The 25,107-nt window shown below is 73.7% G+C and carries 26 protein-coding genes; 9 read left to right on the forward strand and 17 right to left on the reverse strand.

Going from position 1 to position 25,107, the window contains the following annotated elements; genetic code table 11:
* Positions 1–19: 19 nt before the first annotated feature.
* Positions 20–784, forward strand: a complete 765-nt coding sequence (locus R7226_RS00380) for a TetR/AcrR family transcriptional regulator (RefSeq protein ID WP_318595030.1) — start codon at positions 20–22, stop codon at positions 782–784.
* Here R7226_RS00380 and R7226_RS00385 read toward each other — a convergent pair.
* Complete coding sequence (locus tag R7226_RS00385; RefSeq protein WP_318595031.1) at positions 781–2,244, reverse strand: peroxidase family protein; 1,464 nt, start codon at positions 2,242–2,244, stop codon at positions 781–783. The two genes, R7226_RS00380 and R7226_RS00385, sit on opposite strands and share 4 nt — an antisense overlap.
* Positions 2,245–2,397: 153 nt before the next feature.
* Between R7226_RS00385 and R7226_RS00390 the strand changes: the two genes are divergently transcribed.
* A complete protein-coding gene (locus R7226_RS00390; protein ID WP_318595032.1) occupies positions 2,398–3,921 on the forward strand; it encodes an MFS transporter in 1,524 nt (507 codons plus the stop codon).
* 34 nt (positions 3,922–3,955) lie between these two features.
* Here R7226_RS00390 and R7226_RS00395 read toward each other — a convergent pair whose 3' ends face one another.
* From R7226_RS00395 to R7226_RS00410, 4 genes are read right to left on the reverse strand one after another with little or no spacing between them, the layout of a single operon-like run.
* A complete protein-coding gene (locus R7226_RS00395) occupies positions 3,956–4,291 on the reverse strand; it encodes a hypothetical protein (RefSeq protein ID WP_318595033.1) in 336 nt (111 codons plus the stop codon).
* Positions 4,292–4,312: 21 nt separating this feature from the next.
* Positions 4,313–5,059, reverse strand: coding sequence for an SDR family NAD(P)-dependent oxidoreductase (locus tag R7226_RS00400; protein WP_318595034.1), 747 nt, complete (start codon positions 5,057–5,059; stop codon positions 4,313–4,315).
* Complete coding sequence (locus R7226_RS00405; RefSeq protein WP_318595035.1) at positions 5,049–5,894, reverse strand: SDR family NAD(P)-dependent oxidoreductase; 846 nt, start codon at positions 5,892–5,894, stop codon at positions 5,049–5,051. The genes R7226_RS00400 and R7226_RS00405 overlap by 11 nt, the downstream gene beginning before the upstream one ends.
* Positions 5,891–7,045 (reverse strand): acetyl-CoA C-acetyltransferase, encoded by a 1,155-nt coding sequence (locus tag R7226_RS00410; protein WP_318595036.1) that lies wholly within the window; start codon positions 7,043–7,045, stop codon positions 5,891–5,893. The genes R7226_RS00405 and R7226_RS00410 overlap by 4 nt, the downstream gene beginning before the upstream one ends.
* A gap of 112 nt (positions 7,046–7,157) precedes the next feature.
* On the opposite strand from R7226_RS00410, the gene R7226_RS00415 reads away from it, so the two are divergent.
* Positions 7,158–7,757 (forward strand): TetR/AcrR family transcriptional regulator, encoded by a 600-nt coding sequence (locus R7226_RS00415; RefSeq protein WP_318595037.1) that lies wholly within the window; start codon positions 7,158–7,160, stop codon positions 7,755–7,757.
* On the opposite strand, the gene R7226_RS00420 is transcribed toward R7226_RS00415, so the two are convergent.
* Genes R7226_RS00420 through R7226_RS00465 form a run of 10 tightly spaced genes read right to left on the reverse strand, consistent with a single transcriptional unit; the run spans position 7,754 to position 17,229 of the window.
* Positions 7,754–8,860 carry an acyl-CoA dehydrogenase family protein gene (locus R7226_RS00420; RefSeq protein WP_318595038.1) on the reverse strand — a complete coding sequence of 369 codons (1,107 nt, stop codon included), beginning with the start codon at positions 8,858–8,860 and terminating at the stop codon, positions 7,754–7,756. The two genes, R7226_RS00415 and R7226_RS00420, sit on opposite strands and share 4 nt — an antisense overlap.
* 4 nt (positions 8,861–8,864) lie before the next feature.
* Positions 8,865–10,034 carry an acyl-CoA dehydrogenase family protein gene (locus R7226_RS00425; RefSeq protein ID WP_318595039.1) on the reverse strand — a complete coding sequence of 390 codons (1,170 nt, stop codon included), beginning with the start codon at positions 10,032–10,034 and terminating at the stop codon, positions 8,865–8,867.
* Entirely contained in the window at positions 10,034–10,912 is an 879-nt protein-coding gene (locus tag R7226_RS00430) for an SDR family oxidoreductase (protein WP_318595040.1), read from the reverse strand. Before R7226_RS00430 ends, R7226_RS00425 begins: the two co-directional genes overlap by 1 nt.
* A gap of 14 nt (positions 10,913–10,926) precedes the next feature.
* Positions 10,927–12,003 carry an NAD(P)H-dependent flavin oxidoreductase gene (locus R7226_RS00435; protein WP_318595041.1) on the reverse strand — a complete coding sequence of 359 codons (1,077 nt, stop codon included), beginning with the start codon at positions 12,001–12,003 and terminating at the stop codon, positions 10,927–10,929.
* Positions 12,000–12,767: a CoA-transferase subunit beta gene (locus R7226_RS00440; RefSeq protein WP_318595042.1), complete on the reverse strand. Its 768-nt coding sequence runs from the start codon at positions 12,765–12,767 to the stop codon at positions 12,000–12,002. Before R7226_RS00440 ends, R7226_RS00435 begins: the two co-directional genes overlap by 4 nt.
* Positions 12,764–13,633: a CoA transferase subunit A gene (locus tag R7226_RS00445; RefSeq protein ID WP_318595043.1), complete on the reverse strand. Its 870-nt coding sequence runs from the start codon at positions 13,631–13,633 to the stop codon at positions 12,764–12,766. Before R7226_RS00445 ends, R7226_RS00440 begins: the two co-directional genes overlap by 4 nt.
* A 40-nt stretch (positions 13,634–13,673) precedes the next feature.
* The gene (locus tag R7226_RS00450; protein WP_318595044.1) at positions 13,674–14,219 is read right to left on the reverse strand and encodes a gamma carbonic anhydrase family protein; all 546 of its coding nucleotides are present in this window, start codon (positions 14,217–14,219) and stop codon (positions 13,674–13,676) included.
* A complete protein-coding gene (locus tag R7226_RS00455; RefSeq protein ID WP_318595045.1) occupies positions 14,216–14,995 on the reverse strand; it encodes an SDR family oxidoreductase in 780 nt (259 codons plus the stop codon). Before R7226_RS00455 ends, R7226_RS00450 begins: the two co-directional genes overlap by 4 nt.
* A 47-nt stretch (positions 14,996–15,042) precedes the next feature.
* Positions 15,043–16,056 (reverse strand): alpha/beta hydrolase, encoded by a 1,014-nt coding sequence (locus tag R7226_RS00460; RefSeq protein WP_318595046.1) that lies wholly within the window; start codon positions 16,054–16,056, stop codon positions 15,043–15,045.
* 3 nt (positions 16,057–16,059) lie between these two features.
* On the reverse strand, positions 16,060–17,229 hold the full coding sequence (locus R7226_RS00465; RefSeq protein ID WP_318595047.1) for an LLM class flavin-dependent oxidoreductase: 1,170 nt from the start codon (positions 17,227–17,229) through the stop codon (positions 16,060–16,062).
* Positions 17,230–17,363: 134 nt separating this feature from the next.
* On the opposite strand from R7226_RS00465, the gene R7226_RS00470 reads away from it, so the two are divergent.
* Positions 17,364–18,278: a helix-turn-helix domain-containing protein gene (locus R7226_RS00470; protein WP_318595048.1), complete on the forward strand. Its 915-nt coding sequence runs from the start codon at positions 17,364–17,366 to the stop codon at positions 18,276–18,278.
* A gap of 9 nt (positions 18,279–18,287) precedes the next feature.
* On the opposite strand, the gene R7226_RS00475 is transcribed toward R7226_RS00470, so the two are convergent.
* Together R7226_RS00475 and R7226_RS00480 are read right to left on the reverse strand one after the other, a co-directional pair.
* Positions 18,288–19,448 (reverse strand): sugar ABC transporter substrate-binding protein, encoded by a 1,161-nt coding sequence (locus R7226_RS00475; protein ID WP_318595049.1) that lies wholly within the window; start codon positions 19,446–19,448, stop codon positions 18,288–18,290.
* A gap of 120 nt (positions 19,449–19,568) precedes the next feature.
* Complete coding sequence (locus R7226_RS00480) at positions 19,569–20,339, reverse strand: SDR family NAD(P)-dependent oxidoreductase (protein ID WP_318595050.1); 771 nt, start codon at positions 20,337–20,339, stop codon at positions 19,569–19,571.
* 105 nt (positions 20,340–20,444) lie between these two features.
* On the opposite strand from R7226_RS00480, the gene R7226_RS00485 reads away from it, so the two are divergent.
* The 5 genes from R7226_RS00485 to R7226_RS00505 are packed head-to-tail and all read left to right on the forward strand — an operon-like array spanning position 20,445 to position 25,065.
* On the forward strand, positions 20,445–21,236 hold the full coding sequence (locus R7226_RS00485; protein ID WP_318595204.1) for an SDR family oxidoreductase: 792 nt from the start codon (positions 20,445–20,447) through the stop codon (positions 21,234–21,236).
* A 13-nt stretch (positions 21,237–21,249) separates the two neighbouring features.
* Complete coding sequence (locus R7226_RS00490) at positions 21,250–22,008, forward strand: enoyl-CoA hydratase family protein (protein ID WP_318595051.1); 759 nt, start codon at positions 21,250–21,252, stop codon at positions 22,006–22,008.
* A gap of 3 nt (positions 22,009–22,011) precedes the next feature.
* Positions 22,012–23,148, forward strand: coding sequence for an acyl-CoA dehydrogenase family protein (locus R7226_RS00495; RefSeq protein ID WP_318595052.1), 1,137 nt, complete (start codon positions 22,012–22,014; stop codon positions 23,146–23,148).
* Between the two features lie 10 nt (positions 23,149–23,158).
* Positions 23,159–24,217, forward strand: coding sequence for an acyl-CoA dehydrogenase family protein (locus R7226_RS00500; RefSeq protein WP_318595053.1), 1,059 nt, complete (start codon positions 23,159–23,161; stop codon positions 24,215–24,217).
* Positions 24,214–25,065 (forward strand): enoyl-CoA hydratase, encoded by an 852-nt coding sequence (locus R7226_RS00505; protein WP_318595054.1) that lies wholly within the window; start codon positions 24,214–24,216, stop codon positions 25,063–25,065. Before R7226_RS00500 ends, R7226_RS00505 begins: the two co-directional genes overlap by 4 nt.
* Positions 25,066–25,107: the final 42 nt, after the last annotated feature.

The raw sequence follows: 25,107 nt of genomic DNA on the forward strand, positions 1-25,107 counted from the left end.
TTAGCAGTACGCTGTACGAATGGCAACGGAGGCAAGACTGCCGATCTGGATGCGGCCCGAGCCGGGCACGCGCAGACCGCGCTTCACGCGCGACCAGATCGCGGCGACCGCGCTCGCGATCGCCGACGCCGACGGCTTCGAGGCCGTCTCGATGCGGCGCGTCGCGGCCGAGCTGGGCGCCGGCACGATGACGCTCTACCACTACGTCAGCACCAAGGACGACCTGCTGGCGCTGATGGACGACGCGATCATGGCCGAGGTGCTGCTGCCCGACGAGGCGCTGCCGCGCGACGACTGGCGCGCCGCGACGAGCCTGATCGCGCGCAGCTCGCGCGACGCCTTCTTCCGCCACCCGTGGGCGCTGGAGGGGCTGCGCGGCGCCCGCTTCGGGCCGAACGGCATGCGCCACTTCGAGCAGTCGCTCGTCGCGATCGAGGCGACCGGCCTGCCGCCGCGCGAGCGGCTCGCGCTGGTGGCGATCCTCGACGACTACGTCTTCGGCTTCGTCACGCGCGAGGTCGGCGAGAGATCGGAGCGCACGACCGCTGAGGGCACGGAGTGGGACGAGGAGGCGGCGTTCGACTACCTCGAGGGGATGATCGACGGCGGCGACTTCCCCGCGATGCGCCGCCTGCTCGGCGACGGCGACCGCCGCGCCGCCTGGGCCGACGTCTCAGCCGGCTGGAGCGACCGCTTCGAGCACGGCCTCGCGATCGTGCTCGACGGGATCGAGCTGCTGATCGAGCGGCGGCGGGCCGACGGCGCGCCGCCGCCCCTCCCCTAGGTCGTCGCGAATCTGAGCAGGTCCGAGAGCGTGAAGTCGCCTCTTCTGGCGGCGGGGAAGGCGACCGCGCCTCTGCCCGGACGCCAGTCGGGCTCGGCCTTCAGGAAGCCGCTCGGGTCGCCCTCCAGCAGGCCGATCAGGACCTCCGCGACGATCCGCCCTCCGACCGGCCCGAGGCGCTGCGATCTGCCGAAGACCTCCGCCTCGCGCAGCACGTAGAACCACAGCGGCGTCTCCAACTCGAACGCTCTGCGGTGGGCGGCCGCCAGTCTCAATCTGCCGAACGCGAGCTGCGCCGTCGTCAGCGGTCTGAGTCTCATCGCGCCGGCGACCGCCTGGCCCGACGGCAGCTGCAGCGCTCTGCCGCGCAGCAGGTTCAGCACCGCGAGCGGGTTGCGACCGGCGTCGACGCTCGTCGGCAGTCTCATCAGCGGCGGCGCGAGGCGGATGTTGATCTTGCGCGACGGCTGCGGTCTGCGTCTGGTCAGCGGCGCGAAGTGCGACCAGTCGATCGTCCACAGCGACGGCAGGCGGCGGAAGCCGTGCAGGCTCTCGAACGTCCCCGGTCTCGCCGCTCTGGCGAAGATCTGCACACCGGTGACGGTCTCGTTGAGGTCGTAGTCGGGCCGCACCATCGAGTGGCCGAAGCGGTAGGCGGCGGCGGAGAACTCGACGGGCATGAACGGCGTGTTCTCCCAGTCGAAGAATCTGCGCCCTCTCACGAGCACGTCTCTGACCAGCTCCGGCCCTACGACCCGTTCGAGGAAGTCGTGGATCACGACCCACTGGTAGTGCCAGGTGACGAGCCGGCGCGTCTCCTGGAACAGCGCCGCGCCGTTCAGTCTCGTCGCTCTGCGAACGCGGTCGGCGGCGCGATCGTGGAACTTCAGGAAGGCGAGTTGGAGCTGCGAGACGATGATGTTCTCGTCGTTGCGCGGGTCGCCGATCAGCGCCCGGCCCTGCTCGTTGCGTGGCAGGTCCTGCGGGTCGAGCGGATCGCCGCCCTGCAGCGGGTCGTTCGGCGGGTTTCTGCCGACGAGCAGCTTGACCCCGCCGAAGACGGGGTCGCGCGACTCGTACAGAAACGGGCTCGCGGACGGCCCGGCACCGTAGACCGAGTCGAGGTCGAAGCGCGGCGTGCGGAAGTCGACGAGCGCGTCGGGGTCGTTGACCCGCTGCAGCTGGGAGACCGGGTCGAACGTGATGTCGTGGTCGACGAACTGGCCGAAGTAGGTGTAGGCCGACGGGATCGCCGGGTTGTCGGCGGCGGCGCCGACGTTGCTCTCCTCTGGCAGCGCCTCGCCGAGCGCTCTCAGTGCCGCGTCCGCGTGCGACGGGATCGGGAGCGCGCGGAACATGCGTCCGAAGCGGCCCTCGAACAGCGGCGACTTCGGCACCGCTTCGAGGCCGCGCGGCGTGATGCCGCCGTGCGTCGTGAGGTCCAGCTCGTCCGCGGCCATCTGCCCGCCCCCGATACTCGGAAATGTGGAACCGCGATTGCGCCCAGAGTGGAGCGCCGCGGTCAAGGCCGCGACGGTCAGCCTGGCGCGCCCACCGTTTTCCGCTCCGCGATTGCGGACACCTTTCTCGGCCAGAAGTCAGAGGAGGCCGCAATGAGCAGCAGCGTGCAGACAGGCACGATCAGAAGCGAGATCCCGGCACGGCTCGATCGCCTGCCATGGTGCCGTTGGCACTGGATGATCGTGATCGGACTGGGGACCGTCTGGATCCTCGATGGGCTCGAGGTGACGGTCGTCGGCAACGTCGCCGGCCGCATCGCCGAGCCCGGCTCCGGCCTCGACATCAGCGCCGCGCAGATCAGCGGTCTTGCCGCCTCGCTGTACGTCGCCGGCGCCTGTCTCGGCGCCCTCTTCTTCGGTTGGCTGACCGATCGGATGGGCCGCAAGAAGCTGTTCCTCGTCTCGCTCGCCGTCTACCTCGTCGCGACCGCGCTGACGGCGCTGTCGTTCGACTCGTGGTGGTTCTTCGCCTGCCGCTTCCTGACCGGCTTCGGCATCGGCGGCGAGTACGCGGCGATCAACTCCGCGATCGACGAGCTGATCCCCAGCCGCGTCCGCGGCCGCGTCGACCTCGTCATCAACGGCAGCTTCTGGATCGGCGCCTTCATCGGCTCGTTCCTGTCGGTCTTCTTCCTCGACGAGGCGATATTCGCCGCCGACGTCGGCTGGCGCCTGACGTTCGCGCTCGGCGCGGTCCTCGCCGTCGTGATCCTGCTGGTCCGCCGGCACGTGCCGGAGAGCCCACGCTGGCTGATGATCCACGGCCGCGAGGAGGAGGCGGAGGAGATCGTCGCCGAGGCCGAGCGGATCGCCCGTGAGGAGACCGGCAGAGAGCTGCCGGAGCCCGACGACTCGATCACGATCCGCCAGCGTCACTCGATCGGCTTCGGCACGATCGCGAAGACCGTCTTCAAGCTCTACCCGAAGCGCACGACGCTCGGCCTCTCGCTGTTCATCGGCCAGGCCTTCCTCTACAACGCGATCACGTTCGGCTACGCGACGATCCTGATCACCTTCTTCGACGTCCCCTCCGGCCACACCGGCTACTACTTCGCCGCGATCGCCGTCGGCAACTTCGTCGGCCCGCTGCTGCTGGGGCCGCTGTTCGACTCGGTCGGGCGCAAGGTGATGATCTCGGGCACGTACATCGTCTCCGGCGTGCTGCTGCTGGTGACCGCCTTCCTCTTCCAGCAGGAGGCGCTGACCGCGACGACGATGACGCTCTGCTGGTGCGTCGTGCTGTTCTTCGCCTCGACCGGCGCCAGCTCGGCCTACCTGACCGTCAGCGAGATCTTCCCGATGGAGACGCGCGCGATGGCGATCGCCTTCTTCTATGCGGTCGGCACCGCGGTCGGCGGCATCACCGGCCCGCAGGTCTTCTCGCGCCTGACCGAGACCGGCGAGGTCAACGACGTCGCGCTCGCGTTCGTGATCGGCGCGGTGCTGATGATCGCGGCCGGCCTCGTCGCCGCCTTCCTCGCCGTCAGAGCGGAGCGGCAGAGCCTCGAGAACATCGCCAAGCCGCTGACGGCGCAGGATGCCGAGCAGGAGGCGGCGGAGGAGCCGGGCGGCCGCAGAAGACCGAGCGGCGGCAGACCGCGGCCGGCGACGGCCTGACGCCCGCGGCGCCCGCTGCCGTGCGCGGCCGCTCCTAGCGGTCGCGCAGGTCGCGCGCGGCGCGTCTGGCGCGGCGCACCACGCGCGCGTGCTCCAGCCGCTGCACGAAGCCCGGTCTCGGGACCGGCAGCGCGGCGACCTCGGCGGCGGTGATCGTCAGCGTCACCGCCCGCTCGGCGATGTGGCCGACCTCGGGCGCGTCGACGAAGCGCTTGCCGTCGCGCGTCTCTACGACGATCCCGTCGAAGATGTTCTCGCGCACGTTGTCCTGCACGCGCGCGACTCTGCCGATCTCCGCGCCGGCGCTGTCGCGCACCAGCGTCCCGCGCTTGAGCGCCTTGTACGCGATCGCGTGGCCGTCGTCGTGCATCTCGGAATCGAAGCAGATACGTCAGCCGGCGAGCGCACCGCCGTCGATGACGAGGTCGCTGCCGGTCATGTAGGAGGAGGCCGGCGAGGCGAGGAACAGAGCCGCCTCCGCGATCTCCTCGACCTCGCCGACGCGGCCGGCGGGCAGTCCGTCCCAGCGGCCGGGCGCGTCGGGGTCGGGGACCATCGCGGTGCGGATGCCGCCGGGCAGCAGCGCGTTGACGCGGATCCCGTCGGCGGCCAGCTCCAGCGCGGCGACGCGCGTCAGCCCGCGCAGCGCCCACTTCGAGGCGGCGTAGGCGCCCAGCTCCGGGTAGCCGGTCATGCCGGCGGTCGAGGAGACGTTGACGATCGCGCCGCCTCCGGCCTCGCGCAGTGCCGGCGTCGCGCTGCGGATGCCGAGGAAGGCGCCGCGCACGTTGACGCTCAGCATCCGCTCGAAGCCGTCGCTGGTCTCCTGCTCCAGCGGGGATCTCCAGTGCACGGCGGCGTTGTTGACGAGCACGTCGAGGCGGCCGAAGCGGGCGACCGCGCGGGCGACGGCGCGCTCCCAGCCGCGCTCGTCGGTGACGTCGAGCGCGACGAACTCGGCGCGCTCGGCGCCCAGCTCGCGCGCGACCGCCGCGCCCTCCGCCTCCAGCAGGTCGCACAGCACGACGCGCGCGCCTTCACGCGCGAACAGGCGCGCCTCGGCGGCGCCCTGCCCGCGCGCGGCCCCGGTGATCAGCGCGACGCGGCCGGCGAGCCGGCCGCCGCCGTCAGATCCCATAGCCGCCGTCGACGTCGAGCAGCTGCCCGGAGACGAAGCCGGCGCGGTCGGAGGCGAGGAAGCAGGCCGCCTCGGCGATGTCGCGCGCACTGCCGAAGCGGCGCAGCGCGATGTTGCGGCGGGTGATCGCGAGCGCCTGCTCGTCGAGGTCGCCGCTGGCGATCAACCGCTCCGCCATCCCGTCGGTCAGCATCCCGGGACCGACGCAGTTCGCGCGCACGCCGTAGCGCCCCTCCTCCGCCGCGACCGCTCTGACGAGCATCTCGACGGCGGCCTTGGGCGCCGCGCTGAGGCCGTCGCGGGCGGGGTAGCGGCGAGTCGCGGCGGTCGTCACGGCAACGATCGAGCCGCCGGATTCGCGCAGCGCCGGCAATGCCGCGGCGACCAGGTTGAAGCAGGCGTTGACCTCGCCGTCGACCGCCGCGGCGAACTGCGCCGGCGCGATCCGGCTGAGGTGCAGCTGCGGGATGTGCGGCCCGGCGGCGTGGACGAGCGTGTGCAGCGCGCCGTGGCGTTCGCGCACGCCCGCGACGGCGGCCGCGGCCGCGTCGGCGTCGGTCAGGTCGAGCTGGATCGCCTCGGCGCGGCGGCCGGCGGCGCGCACCTGGCCGGCGACCTGCTCGGCGCGGTCGGCGTTGCCGCGGTAGGTCAGCACGACGTCGCTGCCGCGCGCGGCCAGCAGGCGGCAGATCTCGGCGCCGAGCCCGCCGCTGCCGCCGCTGACGAGCGCGACGCCGGCGCGGCCGGCGAAGTCGAGCGGCTCGCGCGCTGGCGCGGGGGCGGCCGTGTCGCCGGTCGGCGCCGGCTCGGCGCCGGCCGCCGGCGCGCCGCTCATCCGAGCCGCTCGACGATCGTCACGTTCGCCTGGCCGCCGCCCTCGCACATCGTCTGCAGGCCGTAGCGGCCGCCGCTGCGCTCCAGCTCGTGCAGCAGCGAGGTCATCAGCCGCGCGCCGGTCGCGCCGAGCGGGTGACCGAGCGCGATCCCGCCGCCGTTGACGTTGACCTTCGAGAGGTCGGCGTCGAGCTCCTTCGCCCACGCCAGCACGACCGGCGCGAACGCCTCGTTGATCTCGACGAGGTCGATCTCGTCGAGCGTCATGCCGGCCTTCGCGAGCGCGCGCCGGGTCGCCGGGATCGGCGCGGTCAGCATGTAGATCGGGTCGTCGCCGCGGACGCTGAGGTGGTGGACGCGGGCGCGCGGCGTCAGCCCGTGCTCCTTCACCGCGTGTTCGGAGGCGACCAGCAGCGCGGCGGCGCCGTCGGAGATCTGGCTGGCGAGCGCGGCGGTGACGCGGCCGCCCTCGCTGAGCGTTCTCAGCCCCGCCATCTTCTCGAGGGTCGTGTCGCGGCGTGGGCCCTCGTCGTGCTCGACGCCGGCGAGCGGCGCGATCTCACGCGCGAAGCGGCCGCCGTCGATCGCCTCGATCGCGCGGCGGTGGCTCTCCAGCGCGAACGCCTCCATCGCGTCGCGCTCCAGCTCCCATCTGGCGGCGATCAGCTCGGCGGCGCGGAACTGCGAGATCTCCTGATCGCCGTAGCGGGCGCGCCACCCGCTCGAGCCGGAGAAGGGGTCGCTGAAGCCGAACTGCTCGGCGACGGTCATCGCGGCGGAGATCGGGATCGCGCTCATGTTCTGCACGCCGCCGGCGACGACGAGATCCTGCGTGCCGCTCATCACGCCCTGGGCGGCGAAGTGGAGCGCCTGCTGCGAGGAGCCGCACTGGCGGTCGATCGTGGTGCCGGGGACGGCCTCGTCGAACCCGGCGGCGAGCCACGCGGTGCGGGCAATGTCGCCGGCCTGCGGGCCGATCGTGTCGACGCAGCCGAAGACGACGTCGTCGATCGCGGCGGGGTCGACGTCCACGCGAGCCATCAGCGCCTGCAGCGCGTGGGCGCCGAGGTCGGCCGGGTGGACCTGCGCGAGCCCGCCGCCGCGGCGGCCGACCGGGGTGCGGACTGCGTCGACGATGTACGCCTCTGGCATCTGCCTGCTCCTCTTCCTCCGGGATGCGGCCTTGCGTGCCGCTCGCGCCAGACGATACAACCAATCGCTTGCTTGGTCTATGATCCTCCCGTCCAATCGGAAGGGAACGGGAGTGGCCACAGCACCAGACCGCCGCGCGATCATCCTCGACAAGGCTGCCGAGCTGTTCGCGCGCAAGGGGATCTCCGCCACGACCGTGCGCGAGATCGGCGACGCCGCGGGGATCCTCTCCGGCTCGATCTACCACCACTTCGACTCCAAGGACACGATCATCGACGCGATCGTGTCGAGCTACTTCGACGAGATGCTCGCCGGCTACGACGAGGTGCTGCGCTCCGACGCCGACGCGACCGAGCGGCTGCACGGCCTGATCCGCACCTCGCTGCACTGCGCCGAGAACCATCCGCACGCCTCGGAGCTGTACCAGCGCGACCGCAACCACCTGCGCGAGACGGCGCGCTTCGACTACGTCAGAGAGGCGGTCGCCTCGATGCGGCGCACCTGGCTGACGGTGATCGAGGACGGCGTCGCCGAGGGCGCCTTCCGCAGCGACATCAGACCGAAGATCCTCTACCCGATCATCCGCGACGGCCTCTGGCGCACCGTCGAGTGGTTCCGCGCCAGCGCCGCCTACGACACCGACGACCTGGCGGAGGACTGCTTCGCCTTCTTCCGTCAGGCGCTCGCGGTGCCGGTGCAGGCGGCCGTCTAAGCGGCCGCCTGCACCGCCGGCTCCAGGATCCCTGAGCGCCGCGCCGCCAGCCGGCGCAGCTCCAGCGGCGTGCCGTAGAGCAGCTCGCTCGCCTTCGCGCGCTTGAAGTAGAGGTGGGCGTCGTGCTCCCAGGTGAAGCCGATCCCGCCGTGCAGCTGGATCGTCTCGCCCGCGACGTGCAGCAGCATCCGCGTGCAGACGGCGTTCGCCAGCGGCGCGACGACGGCCAGCTCCGCCGGTGCGCCGTCGACCGCCCAGGCGGCGTAGTGGGCGGTCGCGCGGGCGCCCTCCAGCTCGGCGGCGAGGTCGGCGCAGCGGTGACGCAGCGCCTGGAAGGTGCCGAGCACGCGCCCGAACTGGACCCGCTCTCTGAGGTAGTCGACCGTCATCGCGAGGCAGCGGTCGGCGCTGCCGACCGCCTCGATCGCGAGCGCGACCCACAGCACGCCGGCGAGCCGCTCCAGCGCCGCGGCGCCTTCGCCGGGCGCGCTCAACCGCAGCGCGGGGGCGCCGTCGAGCGTGACGGTCGCCTGCCCGCGCGTCCCGTCGAGCGTCGGCTGCGCGGCGATCGTTACGCCGGCCGCGTCGGCCTCGACGGCGAAGAGCGCCGGCTCGCCGTCGACGGTCGCAGAGACGACGAGCAGCTGCGCGAGCGCGCCGTCGAGCACGTGCGGGACGGTGCCGTCGAGCAGGTGGGTCGGGGCGGCGGGCGCGTCACCCGCGCCTGCCCGCGCGACCGCCACCGGCCGCGCCGGCTCGCGCGCGTCGAGCGCGAGCGCGACGACCGCCCCGCCGACGACGCGCTCCTGCAACAGCGGCGCGCTCGCCAGCGCGGTCGCGCCGACGACCGTCGGCAGGTACGGCGCCGGCAGCAGCGCGCGGCCGGTCTCCTCCAGCGCCACGCCGGCCTCGACGAACGAGGCGCCGGCGCCGCCGACCGCCTCCGGGAGCGCGACCGCCGTCAGCTCCATCTGCTCGATCAGCTGCGCCCAGGTCGCGGGCGCGAAGCCGGCCCGCACCTGCTCCGATCTCGACCGCTGCGCGAGGAAGGCGCGCACGACCGCTCGCAGCTCCTCCTGCTCCTCGGTGAACGCGAACTCCATTCCCTCACCCCCGCGGCAGGCCGAGCATCCGCTCGGCGATGATGTTGCGCTGGATCTCGTCGGACCCGGCGTAGATCGTGTCGGCGCGCGTGTAGAGGAACAGCGCCTGATCCTCGGACAGGTCGTACGGCGCGCCCGCCGCGACCGTCGCGGCGACGCCGCGCACGTCGACGGCCAGCTCGCCGAGGCGGCGGTGCCACGGACCCCACAGCAGCTTCGCGACCGAGGCCGAGCCGGCCGCCGCGGTCGGGTCGCCGGCGAGCGTGCGCAGCGCGTTGTAGCGCAGCACGCGCAGCTCGACCCAGGCGTCGGCGAGCCGGTCGCGCAGGGCCGGCTCCTCGATCGCGCCGGTCTCATGCGCGGTCGCGATCACGCGCCGCAGCTCGCGCTCGAAGCCGATCTGCTGGCCGAGCGTCGCGACGCCGCGCTCGAAAGCGAGCGTCCCGAGCGCGACCTTCCAGCCCTCGCCGGGCGCGCCGACGCAGAGGTCGCCGTCGGTGACGGCGTCCTGGAAGAAGACCTCGCTGAACTCGGCGGTGCCGGTGATCTGCACGATCGGACGGATCTCGATGCCCGGCTGGCGCATCGGCACGAGCAGGTAGGCGAGCCCCTTGTGGCGCTCGGAGCCGGGCTCGCAGCGGGTCACGACGAACGACCAGTCGGCGTGCTCGGCCAGCGAGGTCCAGACCTTCTGCCCGTCGATCCGCCACTGCCCGTCGCGCAGCCGCGCGTGGGTGCGCACGGCGGCGAGGTCGGAGCCGGCGTCGGGCTCGGAGTAGCCCTGGCACCACAGCTCCTCACCGCTGAGGATCCCCGGCAGGAAGCGGGCCTTCTGCGCGTCGGTGCCGAAGGCCAGCAGCGTCGGCGCCAAGAGCTGCTCGCCCATGTGGTTGACGCGGCCGGGCGCGCCGGCGGCGGCGTACTCCTCGTGGAAGATCACCTGCTGCAGCAGCGTCGCGCCGCGGCCGCCGTGCTCGGCCGGCCAGCCGAGGCCGATCCAGCCGGCGGCGCCCAGCTCGCGCTCCCACGCGCGGCGGACCTCGATCCCCTCGTGCTCGCGGCCGGGGCCGCCGGCGCCGTCGAGCGCGGCGTAGTCGCCGACGAGGTGGTCGTGCAGCCACGCGCGCACCTCGGCGCGGAAGGCCTCGTCCTCGGGTCGGTGGCGAAGGTCCATCAGGCCGCTCCGTAGACCGGCGGCGGCACCGGCGCCCGCTCGATCAGGCCGGCGATCACGGGGCCCAGCTCGGCCGGCTCCCAGCGCGCGCCCTTGTCGGCCGGCTCGGTGTAGCGCCAGCCGTCGGCGACGCTGACCTTCGAGCCCTCGACCTCGAAGACGCGGCCGCTGACCGCGCCGGCCTCGAGCGAGCCGAGCCAGACGACGAGCGCCGAGACGTTGGCGGGGTCCATCGCGTCGAAGCCCTCGTCCGGTCTTCTCATCGACGCCGCGAAGACGACCTCGGTCATCGGCGTGCGCGCGCTCGGCGCGATCGCGTTGACGGCGATCCCGTAGCGGCCCAGCTCGGCCGCCGCGACCTGCGTCAGCGCCGCGACGCCGGCCTTCGCGGCGGCGTAGTTGCCCTGGCCGACGGCGCCGAGCAGGCCGGCGCCGGAGGAGGTGTTGATCACGCGCGCCTGCGGATCGCCGCCGGCCTTCGCCAGCTCGCGCCAGTGCGCGGCGGCATGGCGCAGCGGCAGGAAGTGGCCCTTGAGGTTGACGCGCAGGACGGCGTCCCACTCGGCCTCGCTCATCGAGACGAGCATGCGGTCGCGCACGATCCCGGCGTTGTTGACGAGCACGTCCAGTCTGCCGAAGGTCTCGACGGCGGCGTTCACGAGCCCCGCCGCCGCCTCCCAGTCGGCGACGTCGGCGGGATGCGCCAGCGCCGAGCCGCCGACCGCCGCGATCTCGGCCGCGACCCGCTCGGCCGCCTCGCCGACGTCGTTGACGACGACGTGCGCGCCCGCCTGCGCGTAGGCGTGCGCGTGCGCGCGCCCCAGTCCCTGGCCTGCGCCGGTCACGATCGCGACACGGCCCTCCACGAATCCGCTCAACTGCCTCTCCTCGCTCACTGCTTCTGCTGCTCGAAGGCGCTCAGCACCGCGCCGGCCTCCGCGACGATCCGCTCGATCAGCTCGGCGCAGGTCGGCAGGTCGTCGATGCGGCCGACGACCTGCCCGCTCGCCAGCACGCCGACGTCCTCGCGGCCGTCGTGCAGGCCGGCGCGGTAGAGCATCGGCGCGTTCGCCGACATCACGACCTGGCTCCAGCTCAGCTCGCGCGCGCGCTTCGTCGCGACCGCCTCGCGCACGAGGTCGGGCCACGACGTGCCCGAGAGCCGCTGGAACGCGATCGCGTTGCGGGCCGCGCGCGTCATCCGCTGCCACGGCTTCGTCTGCTCGATCCGCTCGACGACCTCGGTCCGCAGCACGCGGTTGGGGACGCCGTCGACCTCGCTCGTGACGACCGTGTCGGTGACGGCGCGGCCGAGGTACGACTCCTTCACCGCCTGCGCGACCGGGCTCTCCTGCGTCAGCAGGAAGCGCGTGCCCATCGCGACCCCGGCGGCGCCGTAGGCGAGCGCGGCGACGAGGCCGCGGCCGTCGCAGAAGCCGCCGGCGGCGATCACGGGGATGTCGACCGCCTCGCAGACCTGCGGCAGCAGCACGCTCGTCGGCACCGGGCCGGTGTGGCCGCCGCCCTCGCCGCCCTGCACGACGACCGCGTCGGCGCCCCACGCGGCGACCTTCTCGGCATGGCGGCGGGCGCCGATCGACGGGATCACGACAAGGCCCGCCTCCTTGCAGCGGGCGATCAGCTCGGGCTTCGGCGCCAGCGCGAAGGAGGCGACCTTGACGCGCTCGCGGATCAGCAGGTCGACCTGGGCGGCGGCGTCGGGGCGGTCGGCGCGCAGGTTGACGCCGAACGGCGCGCTCGTCAGCGCCTTCGTCTGCGCGATCGCGCTCGCCAGCTCGGCGCTGCTCATCGTGCCGCCGGCGAGGATCCCGAGGCCGCCGGCGTTGGCGGTCGCGGCCGTCAGGCGCGGATCGGAGACGTAGCCCATCCCGGTCTGAACGATCGGGACGCGGATCCCGGTCAGCTCGCAGAGGCGCGTGTGCAGCGCGGGGTGCGGCGTGGTGCTCACGGGCTGGGCACCTCGCGCTCGCGCAGCCCGCGCGGGTCGATCACATCGCGGATCAGCCGCAGCTCCTCGTCGCTCGGCAGCCGCGTCGTCGCCGGCTCGCCGTCGGCCGCCAGCTCGAAGCCGGTCGCCGCCTGCACCTGCTCCAGCGTCACGCCGGGATGCAGCGAGCGCACCTGCAGCGTGCCGTCGGGACCGCCGAAGTCGAGCACCGCGAGGTCGGTGACGACGCGGCGCAGGTCGAGGAAGCGCGCGGCCGCGGGACCGGCGGCGGCCGCTGCGGCCGGACCGACGCCGGCGACCATGTCGACCCGCTCGACGAGCGCGCGCGGGCTGTGGCGCGGGATCCAGTAGCTGGTCGGGTGGCTGACGGTGTTGCCGGGCGCGCCGCGCACGCCGAGCAGCTGCACCGTCGGTCTGTCGTAGTCCTCGCCGATGCAGGAGATGTTCGCGTTCCCGGCGCGGTCGAGCTGCGACGGGATCATCATCACGTGCCGCCGGCCGCTCCAGACCAGCTCGAAGATCGTGCGGAAGGGGACGTAGCCCTCGCGCCAGCGCGGCTGCTCGCCGACCGGCCACGTGCCTGCGGCGAAGGCGGCCTCGCCGTCGGTCAGCAGCAGCTCGGGCTCGAAGGTCGCGCGCGCCAGTCGCGCGCCGATCGTCGGGATCGTGCCGAAGGGGCTGGCGAGCAACTCGCCGTCGCCGCGCCAGGCGTCGGCGCAGGCGGCGGCGCAGATCTCCGCGCGGGTCGCCGTCACGATGCTCATGCCGCCACCTCGTCTCGCTGCCACTCAGCGACCGCGCGCTGGTAGCCGGCCTCGTCGCCGGCGAGGAAGCGGGCGGCGAAGCGCTGCCAGCGCTCTGGGTCGCCGGCCGCCTCGACGTAGGCGCGCTGGAATGCCTCGTCGCGCTCGTAGTCGGGCACGCACGAGGTGAAGTGGGCGCCGCCCGGCGCCTCGACGACGCCGTGGACCATCCAGCGCGCGACCCGCAGCGTCGAGAGCGGCGCCGCGGCGGCCAGCTCCTCGGTCGGCACGACCCGCTCGCAGGAGAGGTAGGCACGCTCGGCCGCCATGCAGAAGAGGTCGTCGAAGTAGGGGTCGGGGCCGAGGAACTGCCCGTTGCCGGCGGCGTCGGCGCGGTTGAGGTGCACGAGCGCGGCGTCGAGCCGCAGCGCCGGCATCGCGATCAGCTCCTCGCCGTCGCCGTAGGGCGAGACGACCGTTCTGAGATCGGGGTTTGTGCTCATCACGCCGGAGCCGAGCCCCGCGCGGGTCGGCAGGAACGGCAGCCGGTTGGCGGCCGCGTAGAGGCCCCAGTAGAGCATGCCCTCGTCGTACTCGACCGACTCGATCGCGCCCGACTGGCGGGCGGCGCGGAAATGCGGCTCCAGCGCGATCGTGTCGAGCGAGACGAAGCCGTAGACGAGCCGTCTGACCTTGCCGGCCGCGCACAGCAGACCGACGTCGGGGCCGCCGTAGGCGACGACCGTCAGGTCGCGCAGCTCGCTGCGCGCGATCGCGCGCACGAGCGACATCGGCTTGCGGCGCGAGCCCCAGCCACCGATCCCGATCGTCATGCCTGAGCGCAGCTCGGCGACGACCTGCTCCTCGCTCATCAGCTTGTTGGACACCTTCCCTGCTCCTCCCCTTCGATGCGATGCGCGAGTGAACCTAGCAAGCGCTTGGTCGAATGTCTACGCCGGTCGAGCCGATCCCGGCCTCGACGTAGCGCCGCATCATCAGGACGTAGTTCTGCGCGCCGCGCATCACGTAGGCGCGGTCGGGGTGGTCGGAGGGCACGGCGACCGCGGGGACGCCCTGCGCGCGGTGGCCGGCTGGGACCTCCAGGCTGCGCGCCAGCACCGCGCCCGCGGCGGCGACCGAGCCCGCGCGCAGGCAGGCGCCGGGCAGCACGTGCGCGCCGACCCCGACGAGGCAGGCGTCCTCTACGACTGCCATCTCGATGAAGGCGAGGTGGGCGACGATGCAGTCGTCCCCGACAACGGTCGCGGTCGCCGGACCGCTGTGCAGGACGGCGTTGTCCTGCACGCTCGTGCGCGCCCCGATGCGGATCGCGCCGAAGTCGCCGCGCAGCACCGCACCGGGCCAGACGCTGCTCTGCGGCCCGATCTCGACGTCGCCGATCACGGTCGCGTCGGGATGGACCCACGCGGTCGGGTCGATCCGCGGGACGTGCTCGCCGAGCGCGTGGATCATCGCGTCGCCGCCTCGACGGCGACCAGCCAGCCGGGCTTCTCACCGCCGCCGTCGGCGCGCAGCTCGGCGCCGCTGACGTAGGCGGCCAGCGGCGAGGCGAGCAGCATGCAGACCGCCGCGACGTCGTCGGCGACCGCCATGCGGCCGAGCGGGATCGTCCCGCGCACCGCCGCCAGGCCGGCCTCGCCGCCGTAGTGGGCGGCCGAACCGTCGGTCTCGACGAGCCCGACGGTGATCTGGTTGACGCGCACCTTCGGCCCCCACTCGAGCGCGAGGCCGCGCGTGAGGTTGGCGAGCCCGGCCTTCGCGGCGGCGTAGAGGACGGTGCCGTGGGCAGGGCGCTCGCCGGCGACGGAGCCGATGTTGACGATCGCGCCGCCGCCCGGCTGCTGCTGCATCGCCGCGTTGGCGCGCTGGGCGACCCACAGCGGCGCCAGCAGGTTGAGCGCGACGATCGACTGCGCCAGCCCCGGCGAGGTCTCCGCCGCCGAGACGGCGGCCGTGCCGCCGGCGTTGTTGACGAGCAGGTCGAGCTGCCCGAAGCGCTCCAGCGTCCGCTCGACGACGCCCGCCGCCTGCTCGGGATCGCGCACGTCCGCGGCGAGGAAGACGGCCTCGCCGCGCTCACCGCGCGGCAGCCGCTCCGGCGCCCTGCGACCGCAGACGACGACCGTCGCGCCCGCGTCGAGGAACCGCTCGGCGATCGCGCGCCCGATCCCCTTCGTCCCACCGGTCACCAGCACGACCTTGTAGGCCATGTCGAAGCCCTGACTCATCGGCCCTCCTCACCACTGACCAAGCACTTGCTTGGTAAGCCTATCACTCAGCCCAGGAGCCGCACCAGGTCGGCCGCGACACGAGCGAGCAGCCGCTCGACCTCCGGGTCGCCTTGGAAGAGCGCGAGGAAGCCGTGGATCTGGCCGCGCGCGCGGCGCAGCTCGACGCGCACGCCGTCGCCGCGCAGCCGCGCGGCGTACTGCTCGGCCTCGTCGCGCAGCGGGTCGTGCTCGGCGCTGAGCACGACCGCCGGCGGCAGCCCGGCGAGCGTCGCGGCGTGCGCCGGGGAGAGCTGCGGCGCTGTGCGGTCGACGGTCGCGAGCGGCGCGTAGGCGTCCCAGTAGAAGGCGAGCTGGGCGCGGTCGAGCAGGTGGCCGGCGCCGAACTCGGTGATCGAGGCGGTCGCCATGCGGCTGTCGAGCACGGGGTAGAGCAGCAGCTGGGCGGCGAGCGGGGGCGGCGCCGGCGCGGCGGTCGCCCGCGCGGGCGCGCGCGCCGCCTCGTCCCGCATCCGCAATGCGACCGCCGCCGCGAGGTTGCCGCCGGCGCTGCTGCCGCCGACCGCGATCCGCGTCGCGTCGACGCCGAGCGCGGCTGCATTGGCACGCGCCCAGGCGAGCGCGGCGAGGGTGTCGTCGAGCGCCGCCGGGTGCGGATGCTCCGGCGCCAGCCGGTAGTCGACCGACAGCACGACGCAGTCGGCAAGCGCGGCGAGCGCGCGGCAGGTCGCGTCGTGCATCGCGAGGTCGCCCATCACCCAGCCGCCGCCGTGCAGGTAGACGAGCAGCGGGCGGCCGCCGCCGTGACCCGGCGCCGCGCCCACGCCGCCGGGCGGCCCCGACGCGTAGATCCGCAGCGTCAGCGCCCCGCCGGGCCCCTCGATCGCCTTGTCGCGGACCTGCCACAACGACCGCGTCGGCGGGAGCGCCGGCCGCGGCGCGCGGAGGCGCGTCAGCAGCTCCGCGCACTCGGCGGTTCCGATCTCCGGAGGGGGATCCGGGAACGCGAGCGCCCGCCCCGGCCCGTCGAGGAAGGCGGCGACCTCAGGCCGGGGCGCCATCGCTCAGCTCGCGGCCGGCGCGCCCGCCGCCGCCTCGGCCGCGCGCACCGCCGGGATCACCTCTCTGCCGAACAGCTCGAGCGAGCGCATCAGGTCGTCGTGCTTGAGGTCGGCGAGCTGCATGCAGCAGACGAGGCGGTCGCCGCCGACGGCGCGGAAGGCCTCGACCTTGCGCGTCACGCTGGCCGGGTCGCCGATGCAGAAGGCGCCGCTGTCGATCAGGTTGGAGTAGCCGTCGTCGCCGCCGCCGCCGATGTCGAGCCCGGCCGCCCAGTTGCCCGAGGCGCCGTGTCTGCGCCGCAGCTCGGCGTGGTAGCGGTAGGAGTCCGGCACCTGGTCCAGCGGCGTGCCCTTCCAGTCGTTGGCGTAGATCTCGCCGAGCACGTCGATGTACCACTTGCCCGCCTGGCCGCCGAGCACGCGCGCGCGATCGTCGTCGTCATGCGCGAAGGCGACGGTGAAGAGCGCGCACTGGTCGTTGGCGAAGTGGCCGATCTGGTCGGTCGGGGCGGCGACGGCCTCCTTGTAGGCGGCGATCCGCGGCGCGAGGTTCTCCGGCGCCGTCAGCGACGGCATCAGCAGCCCGAGCCCCTTCTCGCCGGCCATCTGACAGGTGTCAGGCTGGGTCGAGGCGACCCACAGCGGCGGGTGCGGCTGCTGCACGACGCGCGGCACGACGGTGATCTCGTCGTCCCAGTCGAAGAATCTGCCGTGGTAGGAGAACTGCTCGCGCGTCCACAGCTCCGGCAGCAGCTTCGTCGCCTCCTCCCACTCCTCGCGCGTGTCGGCGACGTTCACGCCGAACGCTCTCAGCTGGTAAGGGCTGGAGGAGCGGCCGGTACCCATCTCGACGCGGCCGTCGCTGAGGATGTCGAGCGTCGCGGCGCGCTCGGCGACGCGGATCGGGTGGTTGACGCGGCCCGGCATCAGCGCGACGCCGAAGCCGAGGCGGATGTCGGAGGTGCGCTGCGTCAGCGCCCCCAGCATCGCGTCGGGCGCCGACGAGTGCGCGACCTCGGTCAGGAAGTGGTGCTCGACGAGCCAGATCGTCGAGAAGCCCATCTGCTCGGCGAAGACGGCCTGCTCCAGCGCCTCGTGGAAGCGGTCCCGCTCCTTCCCGGGCGTCCACGGCCGCGGGACCTCCAGCTCGAACAGCAGGTCGAACTTGAACACGACATCTCTCCTCTGTCGGGCCGATCTCGTCTTGTCCACAAGACGAGCGTTCGGCTTGAGAGACGACGATAGAACCAAGCGCCCGCTTGGTCAAGTCGCTCGCGCCGACCCCGTGCGCGACTACACTCGCCGCGATGGCCACCCCCGTCCCCGCTGTCGAGCGCGCCAGCCGCATCCTCGACCTGCTCGCCGCTGAGCCGGCCGCGCGTCACCGCCTGTCGGCGATCGCCCAGCGGCTCGAGATCCACAAGGCGACGTGCGCGGCGATCCTCGCCGAGCTGGCCGCGGCCGAGCTGGTCAGCCGCCACGCCGACGGGCCGAGCTGGTCGCTCGGCCCGCGCCTGGTCGCGCTCGGCGCCGCCAGCGCCGGCCAGCACCGCGGCTTCGCCGAGGCGCGCCACGAGATGCAGGCGCTTGCGCGCGAGCTGAAGCTGGGCTGCTTCGTGACGGCGCCGCTGGGCGAGGAGATGGTCGTGCTCGACCGCAGCGCCGAGCCGGCGCTCGCCGACCTCGCGGCGACGATCCCGATCGGCCTGCGCGCGCCGCTGCGGCCGCCGCTGGGGACGATCTTCTTCGCCTGGGCGCCCGACGACGCGGTCGAGCGATGGCTGGCGCAGGGCGACGAGCCGGCCGCGGAGCGCGAGCGGCTGCGGCGGGCGCTGCACGCCGTGCGCCTGCGCGGCTGGTCACTCGGCAGCCGCGTCGAGCTGCAACTGCCGCTCGACGCGGTGCTCGACCGGCTCGCGCAGGCCGAGGAGCCGGCGCAGCGGGTCGCCATCGCGATGGAGCTGGCCGAGCTGGTGCGGCGCGAGCACGAGGATCCGGCGCACGTCGTCGACGACGCCGCCGGGCGCGGCGCGCAGCTGCTGCTGGCGCCGGTCTTCGGACCGGGCGGCCGGGTCGTCTTGAGCTTGACGCTGTTCGGACGGCCGAGCCGCTTCGGCCCGCGCGAGGTGCCGCGCTACGCGGCCGCGCTGGTGGCCGCCGCGCGCCGCGTCACCGGCGCGATCGGCGGCCACGAGCCGGTCGAGGCGACCGGCTGGCGGTAGGACCCGGGGCTAGCCGACGCCCCACAGTCTCTCGTACTGCTCTCTGTAGTCGACGACCGTCGGGAACTCGTCGGTCGTGCTCGGGATCGTGTCCTTCGTGACGACCCAGTGGGGGTAGGTCTGCGCCGTCGAGGGGTCGGTCGACTCGCCGTTGACCGAGCGGATCAGGAAGTCGATCGAGCGCCACATCAGCTCGGGGTAGCCGTAGATGTGCTCGGCGACGAGCGACTGCCCGGCCTTCAGGTAGCCGGCGGTCGTCGGGTTGTTGTTGATGCCGACGAACTTGACGTCCTCGCCGACGCCGGCCGACTGCAGCGCCGCCGGGACGCCGACCGACATGTCGGCGAAGCCGTTGACGACCCAGTTGACGTCCGGATGGCCCTGCAGGTAGGTCGAGATGCGGGTCGGCAGGTCGTTGCCGATCGACGTGGCGGGGACGTCGAGCTCGTCGACCGAGCAGGAGTCGCAGTATCTCTCCAGCGTCTCGCCGAACGATCTGCCGATCAGCTGCACCGTCGGGTAGGCGGCGACGCCGACGATCATCGCGTTGATGTCCTTGCCGCCGGCCTCGACGAGCGCGTACTTCGCGAGCCGCTCGCCCGCGGCGACGTAGTCGGGCGTGCCGGCGAAGACGGCCGAGATGCCTCTGCCGGGCGGGTCGGTGACGGAGATGTCGACGACCGGCACTCTCGCGGCCTCCAGCTCCTCCAGCTCCGGGTTCATCATCGTGCGCGGGAAGCCGGAGGCGACGACGCCGTCGGGCTTCGCGCGGACCGCCTGCGCCCACGCCGCCTTGACCGACTCGGGCGTGACGCCGGCGTTGACCGGTCTTATCGTCCAGCCGACCGCCTCGGCGGCTTCCTTCAGGTACTCGCCGTTGGTCGCGCAGACCGGCGAGCCGCACTGGATGTAGTAGATCTCCTTGCCGGCCGGGATCTCTCTCTCGACCGGCGCGTCGATGCCGATGCTCGTCGGCCGCGTCGTGAACTCTCTGACGGCGTCGGTGACCTCCGCCGGCAGCGACGAGTCGGCCGCGGCGGTCGCCGCCCCGCCGTCGCTGCTGGTGGTGCTGCCACCGCCGTCGTCGTCGCTGCTGCCGCACGCGGCGACCGTCAGCACGATCGCCAGCGCGGCGATCAGTGCCGCGATCAGGCGTGCCGTTCCTCTCATGCGCACCGTCTCTCCTCCTCCGACTAGACCAAATGCTTGCTTGGTAGCGTACGCACGGCGAGGCGGTGGCGTCAAGCGAGGCACGGTGGGCGTCCTCGCGAGGGCCGTCGCCCGGCGCCGTCACGCCATCGCGATCCCGCCGTTGACGCTCAGCACCTGGCCGGTGACGAAGCCGGCCGCGGGCGAGGCGAGGTAGCCGATCGCCGCGGCGACCTCCTCCGGCGTGCCGAGGCGGCCGGCCGGCGTCGCGCGCAGCAGCCCTTCCAGCAGGCGCGGGCGCTCGTCGAGGATCGCGCGCGAGGTGGCGGTGTCGACCGGCCCGGGGCAGACGACGTTCGCCGTCACGCCGGCGCGCGCCAGCTCGCGCGCAACCGACTTCGCGAAGCCGAGCAGCCCGGCCTTCGTCGCGGCGTAGACGGCCTCGCCGCCGGCGCCGGCGCGCGCGCTGTCGGAGGAGACGTAGACGAGCCGCCCCCAGCCGCGCTCCGCCATCCCCGCGATCAGCGCCTGCGTGACCGCCATCGGCGCGCGCAGGTTGACGGCCCACAGCTGATCCCACTCGCCGGCGTCGTGCTCGGCGAAGCGCGCCACGACCGGCAGCCCGGCGACCGCGGCGAGCACGTCGACGGGGTGGCGCGCCAGCCGCGCGGGCGCGGCGGCGTCGAGCAGGTCGAGCGGCTCCGCGACGAGGCCGGGCAGCTCGGCGGCGAGCGCGTCGAGCGGCTCGGCGCGCAGGTCGGTCGCGACGACGCGCGCACCGGCGCCGTGCAGCTCGCGGCAGACCGCGCGCCCGATGTCGCTGGCGGCGCCGGTGACGAGGGCGGTGCGGCCGGCGAGCGACGCGCCCGCGTCCGCGCCGTCCCGCGCAGGGGTTCTCTCCGTCTCTCTCATCGGCCGAAACTAGCAAGCGCTTGGTCGGTACGCTAGGGTGCGACAGCGGTGGGACGATGCCCGCCGAGAGGCGCGCCTGCCGGCGCCGCCGCGTCGCACAAGGAGATGGGTCGCTTGACCGCAACCACGCCACAACCGCCCGCCGGCCGTTCGCTGCTGGCCGGCAGAACGGTGCTCGTCACCGCCGCCGCGGGCACCGGGATCGGCTACGCCGCGGCCGAGCGCTGCGTGCTCGAAGGCGCGCGCGTCGCGCTCTCCGACCGCCACGAGCGGCGGCTGCAGGAGGCGGCCGACCGGCTCGCCGAGCTTGCCGGTGAGCGGCCTCTGGCGATTCCCTGCGACGTCACCGTCGAGGCCGACGTGCAGCGGATGGTCGACACCGTCGTCGCCGACTACGGCGCGCTCGACGTGCTCGTCAACAACGCCGGGCTCGGCGGCGAGGCGTCGATCGTCGAGATGACCGACGCGCAGTGGTCGGCGGTGCTCGACGTGACGCTCAACGGCACCTTCCGCTGCACCCGCGCCGCGCTGCGCCACATGGTCGCGCGCGGCAGCGGCGCGATCGTCAACAACGCCTCCGTGATCGGCTGGCGCGCGCAGGCCGGCCAGGCCCACTACGCCGCCGCGAAGGCCGGTGTGATGGCGCTGACGCGCAGCGCCGCGCTCGACGTCGCCGACAGCGGCGTGCGCGTCAACGCCGTCGCCCCCAGCATCGCGATCCATCCCCACCTCGCGAAGGTCTCCTCCGAGCAGCTGCTCGCCGAGCTGGCCGAGCGCGAGGCGTTCGGCCGCGCGGCCGAGCCGTGGGAGGTCGCCAACGTGATCGTCTTCCTCGCCAGCGACTACGCGTCGTACATGACCGGCGAGGTCGTCTCCGTCAGCAGCCAGCACCCGTAGGAGGGCCTGCCTCATGTCGCCACCGCTCGTCACCGCGACCGTCGACGACGACGGGATCGCCGAGGTCGTCGTCGACGCCCCGCCCGTCAACGCGCTGCCCGTCGCCGGCTGGTTCGAGCTGGCGCGCGTGCTGCGCGAGCTGGGCGAGGACGCGGCCGTCCGCGTCGTCGTGCTGCGCGCCGAGGGGCGCGGCTTCAACGCCGGCGTCGACATCAAGGAGATCCAGGCCGAGGGCGGCGGCCACCGCGCGCTGATCGGCGCCAACCGCGGCTGCTTCGCCGCGTTCGCCGCCGTCTACGAGTGCGCGGTGCCGGTGATCGCGGCCGTCCACGGCTTCTGCCTCGGCGGCGGGATCGGCCTCGTCGGCAACGCCGACGTGATCGTCGCCGCCGACGACGCGACCTTCGGCCTGCCGGAGGTCGACCGCGGCGCGCTCGGCGCCGCGACGCACCTCGCGCGGCTCGTGCCGCAGCACAAGATGCGGGCGATGATGTACACGTCGGCGACCGCCACGGCCGCCGAGCTGCACGCCTTCGGCTCCGTCCTGGAGGTCGTGCCGAGAGCCGGCCTGCGCGCCGCGGCGCGCGCCGTCGCCGCACAGATCGCGGCGAAGAACCCGCTCGTGATCCGTGCCGCGAAGGAGGCGCTGAACGGGATCGACCCGGTCGATGTCAAGCGCAGCTACCGCTTCGAGCAGGGCTTCACCTTCGAGCTGAACCTCGACGGCGTCGCCGACGAGGTGCGCGACAGCTTCGGGCGCAAGGACGGCTGAGCGATGGACCTGACCTACAGCGCAGGCGAAGAGGCCTTCCGCGCCGAGGCGCGCGCATGGCTGGAGGCGAACGTGCCGCGCGGCCTCGAGTCGGGCGACACGGCAGTCGGCTTCGCCCAGCACCTGGAGTGGGAGCGGCTGCTGTTCGAGGCCGGGTGGGCGGTCGTCTCGTGGCCGCGCGACTACGGCGGCCGCGACGCGTCGCTGTGGGAGTGGCTGATCTTCGAGGAGGAGTACTACCGCGCCGGCGCGCCGATGCGCGTGACGCAGAACGGCATCTTCCTGCTGGCGCCGACGATCTTCGAGTTCGGCACGCCCGAGCAGCAGGCGCGCGTGCTGCCGCGGATGGCGGCGGCGCAGGACCTCTGGTGCCAGGGCTGGTCGGAGCCGGGCGCCGGCAGCGACCTCGCCGCGACGAAGGCGCGCGCCGTGCGCGACGAGCAGCGCGGCGGCTGGCGGCTGACCGGCCAGAAGACGTGGACGACGCGCGGCGCCTTCTGCACGCACATGTTCGGCCTCTTCCGCACCGACCCCGAGAGCGAGCGCCACCGCGGCCTGACGTACTTCATGGTCCCGCTCGACACGCCCGGCGTGACCGTCCGCGGCTTCGGCCGCCTCGACGGCGACGAGGGCTTCGCCGAGGTCTTCCTCGAGGACGCCTTTGTGCCCGACGACGCCGTCCTCGGCGGCGTCGACAGAGGCTGGAGCGTCGCGATGGCCACGACCGGCTCCGAGCGCGGCCTGACGCTGCGCTCGCCGGGCCGCTTCCTGTCGGCCGCGCAGCGGCTCGTCGAGCTGGCGCGCTCGCAAGGGGTCGGCGACGACGCGCTCGCGCGCGACCGCGTCGTGCGCGCCTGGATCGACGCCGAGGCCTACCAGCTGTTCACGTTGCAGCAGGTGACCGAGATCGCCGCCGGCGCGGCGACCGGCGCCCGCTCCAGCCTCAACAAGCTGTTCTGGTCGGAGCTGGACGTGCGCCTGCACGAGGCGGCGCTCGACCTGCTCGGGCCGGAGGCGGAGCTGGACGACGCCTGGTCGCGCGGCTTCCTGTTCGCGCTCGCCGGGCCGATCTACGCCGGCACCAACGAGATCCAGCGCAACATCGTCGCCGAGCGCGTGCTCGGCCTGCCCCGGAAGTGAGGAGCCTCGCATGCGCTTTGCGTTGACGAGCGACCAGGCCGCGCTGCGCGAGGCGGTGCGCGACCTGTTGAGAGCGGAATGCCCGCCGGCCGTCGTGCGCGCCGGCTGGCCCGGCGCGGAGGAGGCCGACGCCGCGCGCGTGCGGCGCGTGTGGGCGCAGCTGGCCGAGATGGGCGTCGTCGGCGCCGCCGTGCCGGAGGAGGCCGGCGGGCTCGGGCTCGACGCCTGCGCGCTCGTCGGGCTGCTGGAGGAGACGGGCCGCGCGGCGCTGCCGCTGCCGGTCGTCGAGACCGCCTTCGTCGCCGGCCCGCTGCTGGCGGCCGCCGGGGAGCAGGCGCTCGTGGAGCGGTTGGTCGACGGCGACCTCCTCGTCGGCGCCGCCCTCGACGGCTCCGGCCTCGTCCCCTACGCTCGCGTCGCCAACGCGCTGCTGGTCGGCGATGCGCGGTCGATCGCTGTTGCTGAGCAGCAGCAAACGACCGCGCATGCGGACGTGCGGCTGGTGGCGCCGGCGGCGTTCGAGGCGGCCGCGTCGATCGACGGGGCGCGCGCGCCCGGCCGCGTCGCCGAGGATGCCGGTGCCGCGCTCGACGCCGAGCCGGCGGCGCTCGCCGCAGCCTGGGAGCGGGGCGTGCTCGGCAGCGCGGCGCAGCTGCTCGGGCTCTCGCGCACGCTGCTGACGATGGCGACGCAGTACGCGCACGAACGCAGACAGTTCGGCGTCGCGATCGGCACCTTCCAGGCGGTCAAGCACCAGCTCGCCGACGCGCTGCTGGCGATCGAGTTCGCCGCGCCGGCGGTGCTGCGCGCGGCCTGGTCGCTCGACGCCGGCGCGCCGCAGGCCGGCCGCGACGTCGCGATGGCGAAGGCGCTCGCCTCCGACGCGGCGCTGAAGACGGCCGCGACCGCCCTGCAGGTGCACGGCGCGATCGCCTACACGGTCGAGTACGACCTGCACCTGTTCGCCAAGCGCGTGTGGGCGAGCGCCCGCGCGTGGGGCGACGCCGACTGGCAGCGCGCGCGGGTCGCCGCGGCGCTCGGACTGACGCACGAGGGAGCGACGCGATGAGCAGGCAGGACGCAGAGCAGGTCGTCGTGACGGAGCGCCGCGGCGCGGTGGCGATCGTGCGGATGAACCGGCCGAGATACCGCAACGCGCAGAACTCGGCGATGACCTACGCGCTCGACGACGCCTTCTACGAGGCCGTCTCCGACGACGCGGTGAAGGCGATCGTGCTGGCCGGCGCCGGCGACCACTTCTCCGCCGGCCACGACATCGGCTCGCCCGGCCGCGACACCGACAGATCGTTCCCGCGTCGCGCGCAGCTGTGGTGGGACCACGTCGGCAGAGCGGGCGCCGAGCAGCGGATCGCGCGCGAGGCCGAGGTCTACGTCGGCATGTGCCGCCGCTGGCGCGAGCTGCCGAAGCCGACGATCGCGATGGTGCAAGGCGCCTGCGTCGCGGGCGCGCTGATGCTGGCGTGGTCGTGCGACCTGATCGTCGCCTCCGACGACGCCTTCTTCGCCGATCCGGTCGTGCGGATGGGGATCCCCGGCGTCGAGTACTTCGCCCACCCGTGGGTGATGGGGCCGCGCTTCGCGAAGGAGCTGCTGTTCACCGGCGAGCGCTTCGGCGCCGAGCGGGCGCTGTCGCTGGGGATGGTCAACCGCGTCGTGCCGCGGGCGGAGCTGGAGGAGTCGACGCTGGCGCTCGCGGACAGGATCGCCGAGATGCCGCGGCTCGGCCTGGCGCTGACGAAGAAGGCGGTCAACCAGGCCGAGGACCTGATGGGGCTGCAGAGCGGGATCGACTCCGTCTTCGGCCTCCACCACGTCGCGCACGCGCACAACGCCGAGGTCGGCGGCGACCACCTCGCGGGGCACGACGCGCGCTCGATGCGGGCCCAATCGGCCTAGGGGCCGCTTGGGCTTGGGAGAACGGGCTGGCGCCCGTTCTCC

Origin of the sequence: Conexibacter stalactiti (genome assembly GCF_033542075.1) — a bacterium.
Lineage (GTDB): Bacteria > Actinomycetota > Thermoleophilia > Solirubrobacterales > Solirubrobacteraceae > Conexibacter > Conexibacter stalactiti.

What these genes read in the sequence shown, in the direction of transcription:
- R7226_RS00420 (WP_318595038.1), bottom strand. Translation starts at nt 8,860, where the DNA reads ATGGAGTTCGCGTTCACCGAGGAGCAGGAGGAGCTGCGAGCGGTCGTG.
- R7226_RS00385 (WP_318595031.1), bottom strand. Translation starts at nt 2,244, where the DNA reads ATGGCCGCGGACGAGCTGGACCTCACGACGCACGGCGGCATCACGCCG.
- R7226_RS00410 (WP_318595036.1), bottom strand. Translation starts at nt 7,045, where the DNA reads ATGCCAGAGGCGTACATCGTCGACGCAGTCCGCACCCCGGTCGGCCGC.
- R7226_RS00380 (WP_318595030.1), top strand. Translation starts at nt 20, where the DNA reads ATGGCAACGGAGGCAAGACTGCCGATCTGGATGCGGCCCGAGCCGGGC.
- R7226_RS00395 (WP_318595033.1), bottom strand. Translation starts at nt 4,291, where the DNA reads ATGCACGACGACGGCCACGCGATCGCGTACAAGGCGCTCAAGCGCGGG.
- R7226_RS00480 (WP_318595050.1), bottom strand. Translation starts at nt 20,339, where the DNA reads ATGAGAGAGACGGAGAGAACCCCTGCGCGGGACGGCGCGGACGCGGGC.
- R7226_RS00455 (WP_318595045.1), bottom strand. Translation starts at nt 14,995, where the DNA reads ATGAGTCAGGGCTTCGACATGGCCTACAAGGTCGTGCTGGTGACCGGT.
- R7226_RS00505 (WP_318595054.1), top strand. Translation starts at nt 24,214, where the DNA reads ATGAGCAGGCAGGACGCAGAGCAGGTCGTCGTGACGGAGCGCCGCGGC.
- R7226_RS00425 (WP_318595039.1), bottom strand. Translation starts at nt 10,034, where the DNA reads ATGGACCTTCGCCACCGACCCGAGGACGAGGCCTTCCGCGCCGAGGTG.
- R7226_RS00470 (WP_318595048.1), top strand. Translation starts at nt 17,364, where the DNA reads ATGGCCACCCCCGTCCCCGCTGTCGAGCGCGCCAGCCGCATCCTCGAC.
- R7226_RS00490 (WP_318595051.1), top strand. Translation starts at nt 21,250, where the DNA reads ATGTCGCCACCGCTCGTCACCGCGACCGTCGACGACGACGGGATCGCC.
- R7226_RS00500 (WP_318595053.1), top strand. Translation starts at nt 23,159, where the DNA reads ATGCGCTTTGCGTTGACGAGCGACCAGGCCGCGCTGCGCGAGGCGGTG.
- R7226_RS00440 (WP_318595042.1), bottom strand. Translation starts at nt 12,767, where the DNA reads ATGAGCATCGTGACGGCGACCCGCGCGGAGATCTGCGCCGCCGCCTGC.
- R7226_RS00400 (WP_318595034.1), bottom strand. Translation starts at nt 5,059, where the DNA reads ATGGGATCTGACGGCGGCGGCCGGCTCGCCGGCCGCGTCGCGCTGATC.
- R7226_RS00390 (WP_318595032.1), top strand. Translation starts at nt 2,398, where the DNA reads ATGAGCAGCAGCGTGCAGACAGGCACGATCAGAAGCGAGATCCCGGCA.
- R7226_RS00450 (WP_318595044.1), bottom strand. Translation starts at nt 14,219, where the DNA reads ATGATCCACGCGCTCGGCGAGCACGTCCCGCGGATCGACCCGACCGCG.
- R7226_RS00405 (WP_318595035.1), bottom strand. Translation starts at nt 5,894, where the DNA reads ATGAGCGGCGCGCCGGCGGCCGGCGCCGAGCCGGCGCCGACCGGCGAC.
- R7226_RS00485 (WP_318595204.1), top strand. Translation starts at nt 20,445, where the DNA reads ATGGGTCGCTTGACCGCAACCACGCCACAACCGCCCGCCGGCCGTTCG.
- R7226_RS00475 (WP_318595049.1), bottom strand. Translation starts at nt 19,448, where the DNA reads ATGAGAGGAACGGCACGCCTGATCGCGGCACTGATCGCCGCGCTGGCG.
- R7226_RS00495 (WP_318595052.1), top strand. Translation starts at nt 22,012, where the DNA reads ATGGACCTGACCTACAGCGCAGGCGAAGAGGCCTTCCGCGCCGAGGCG.
- R7226_RS00460 (WP_318595046.1), bottom strand. Translation starts at nt 16,056, where the DNA reads ATGGCGCCCCGGCCTGAGGTCGCCGCCTTCCTCGACGGGCCGGGGCGG.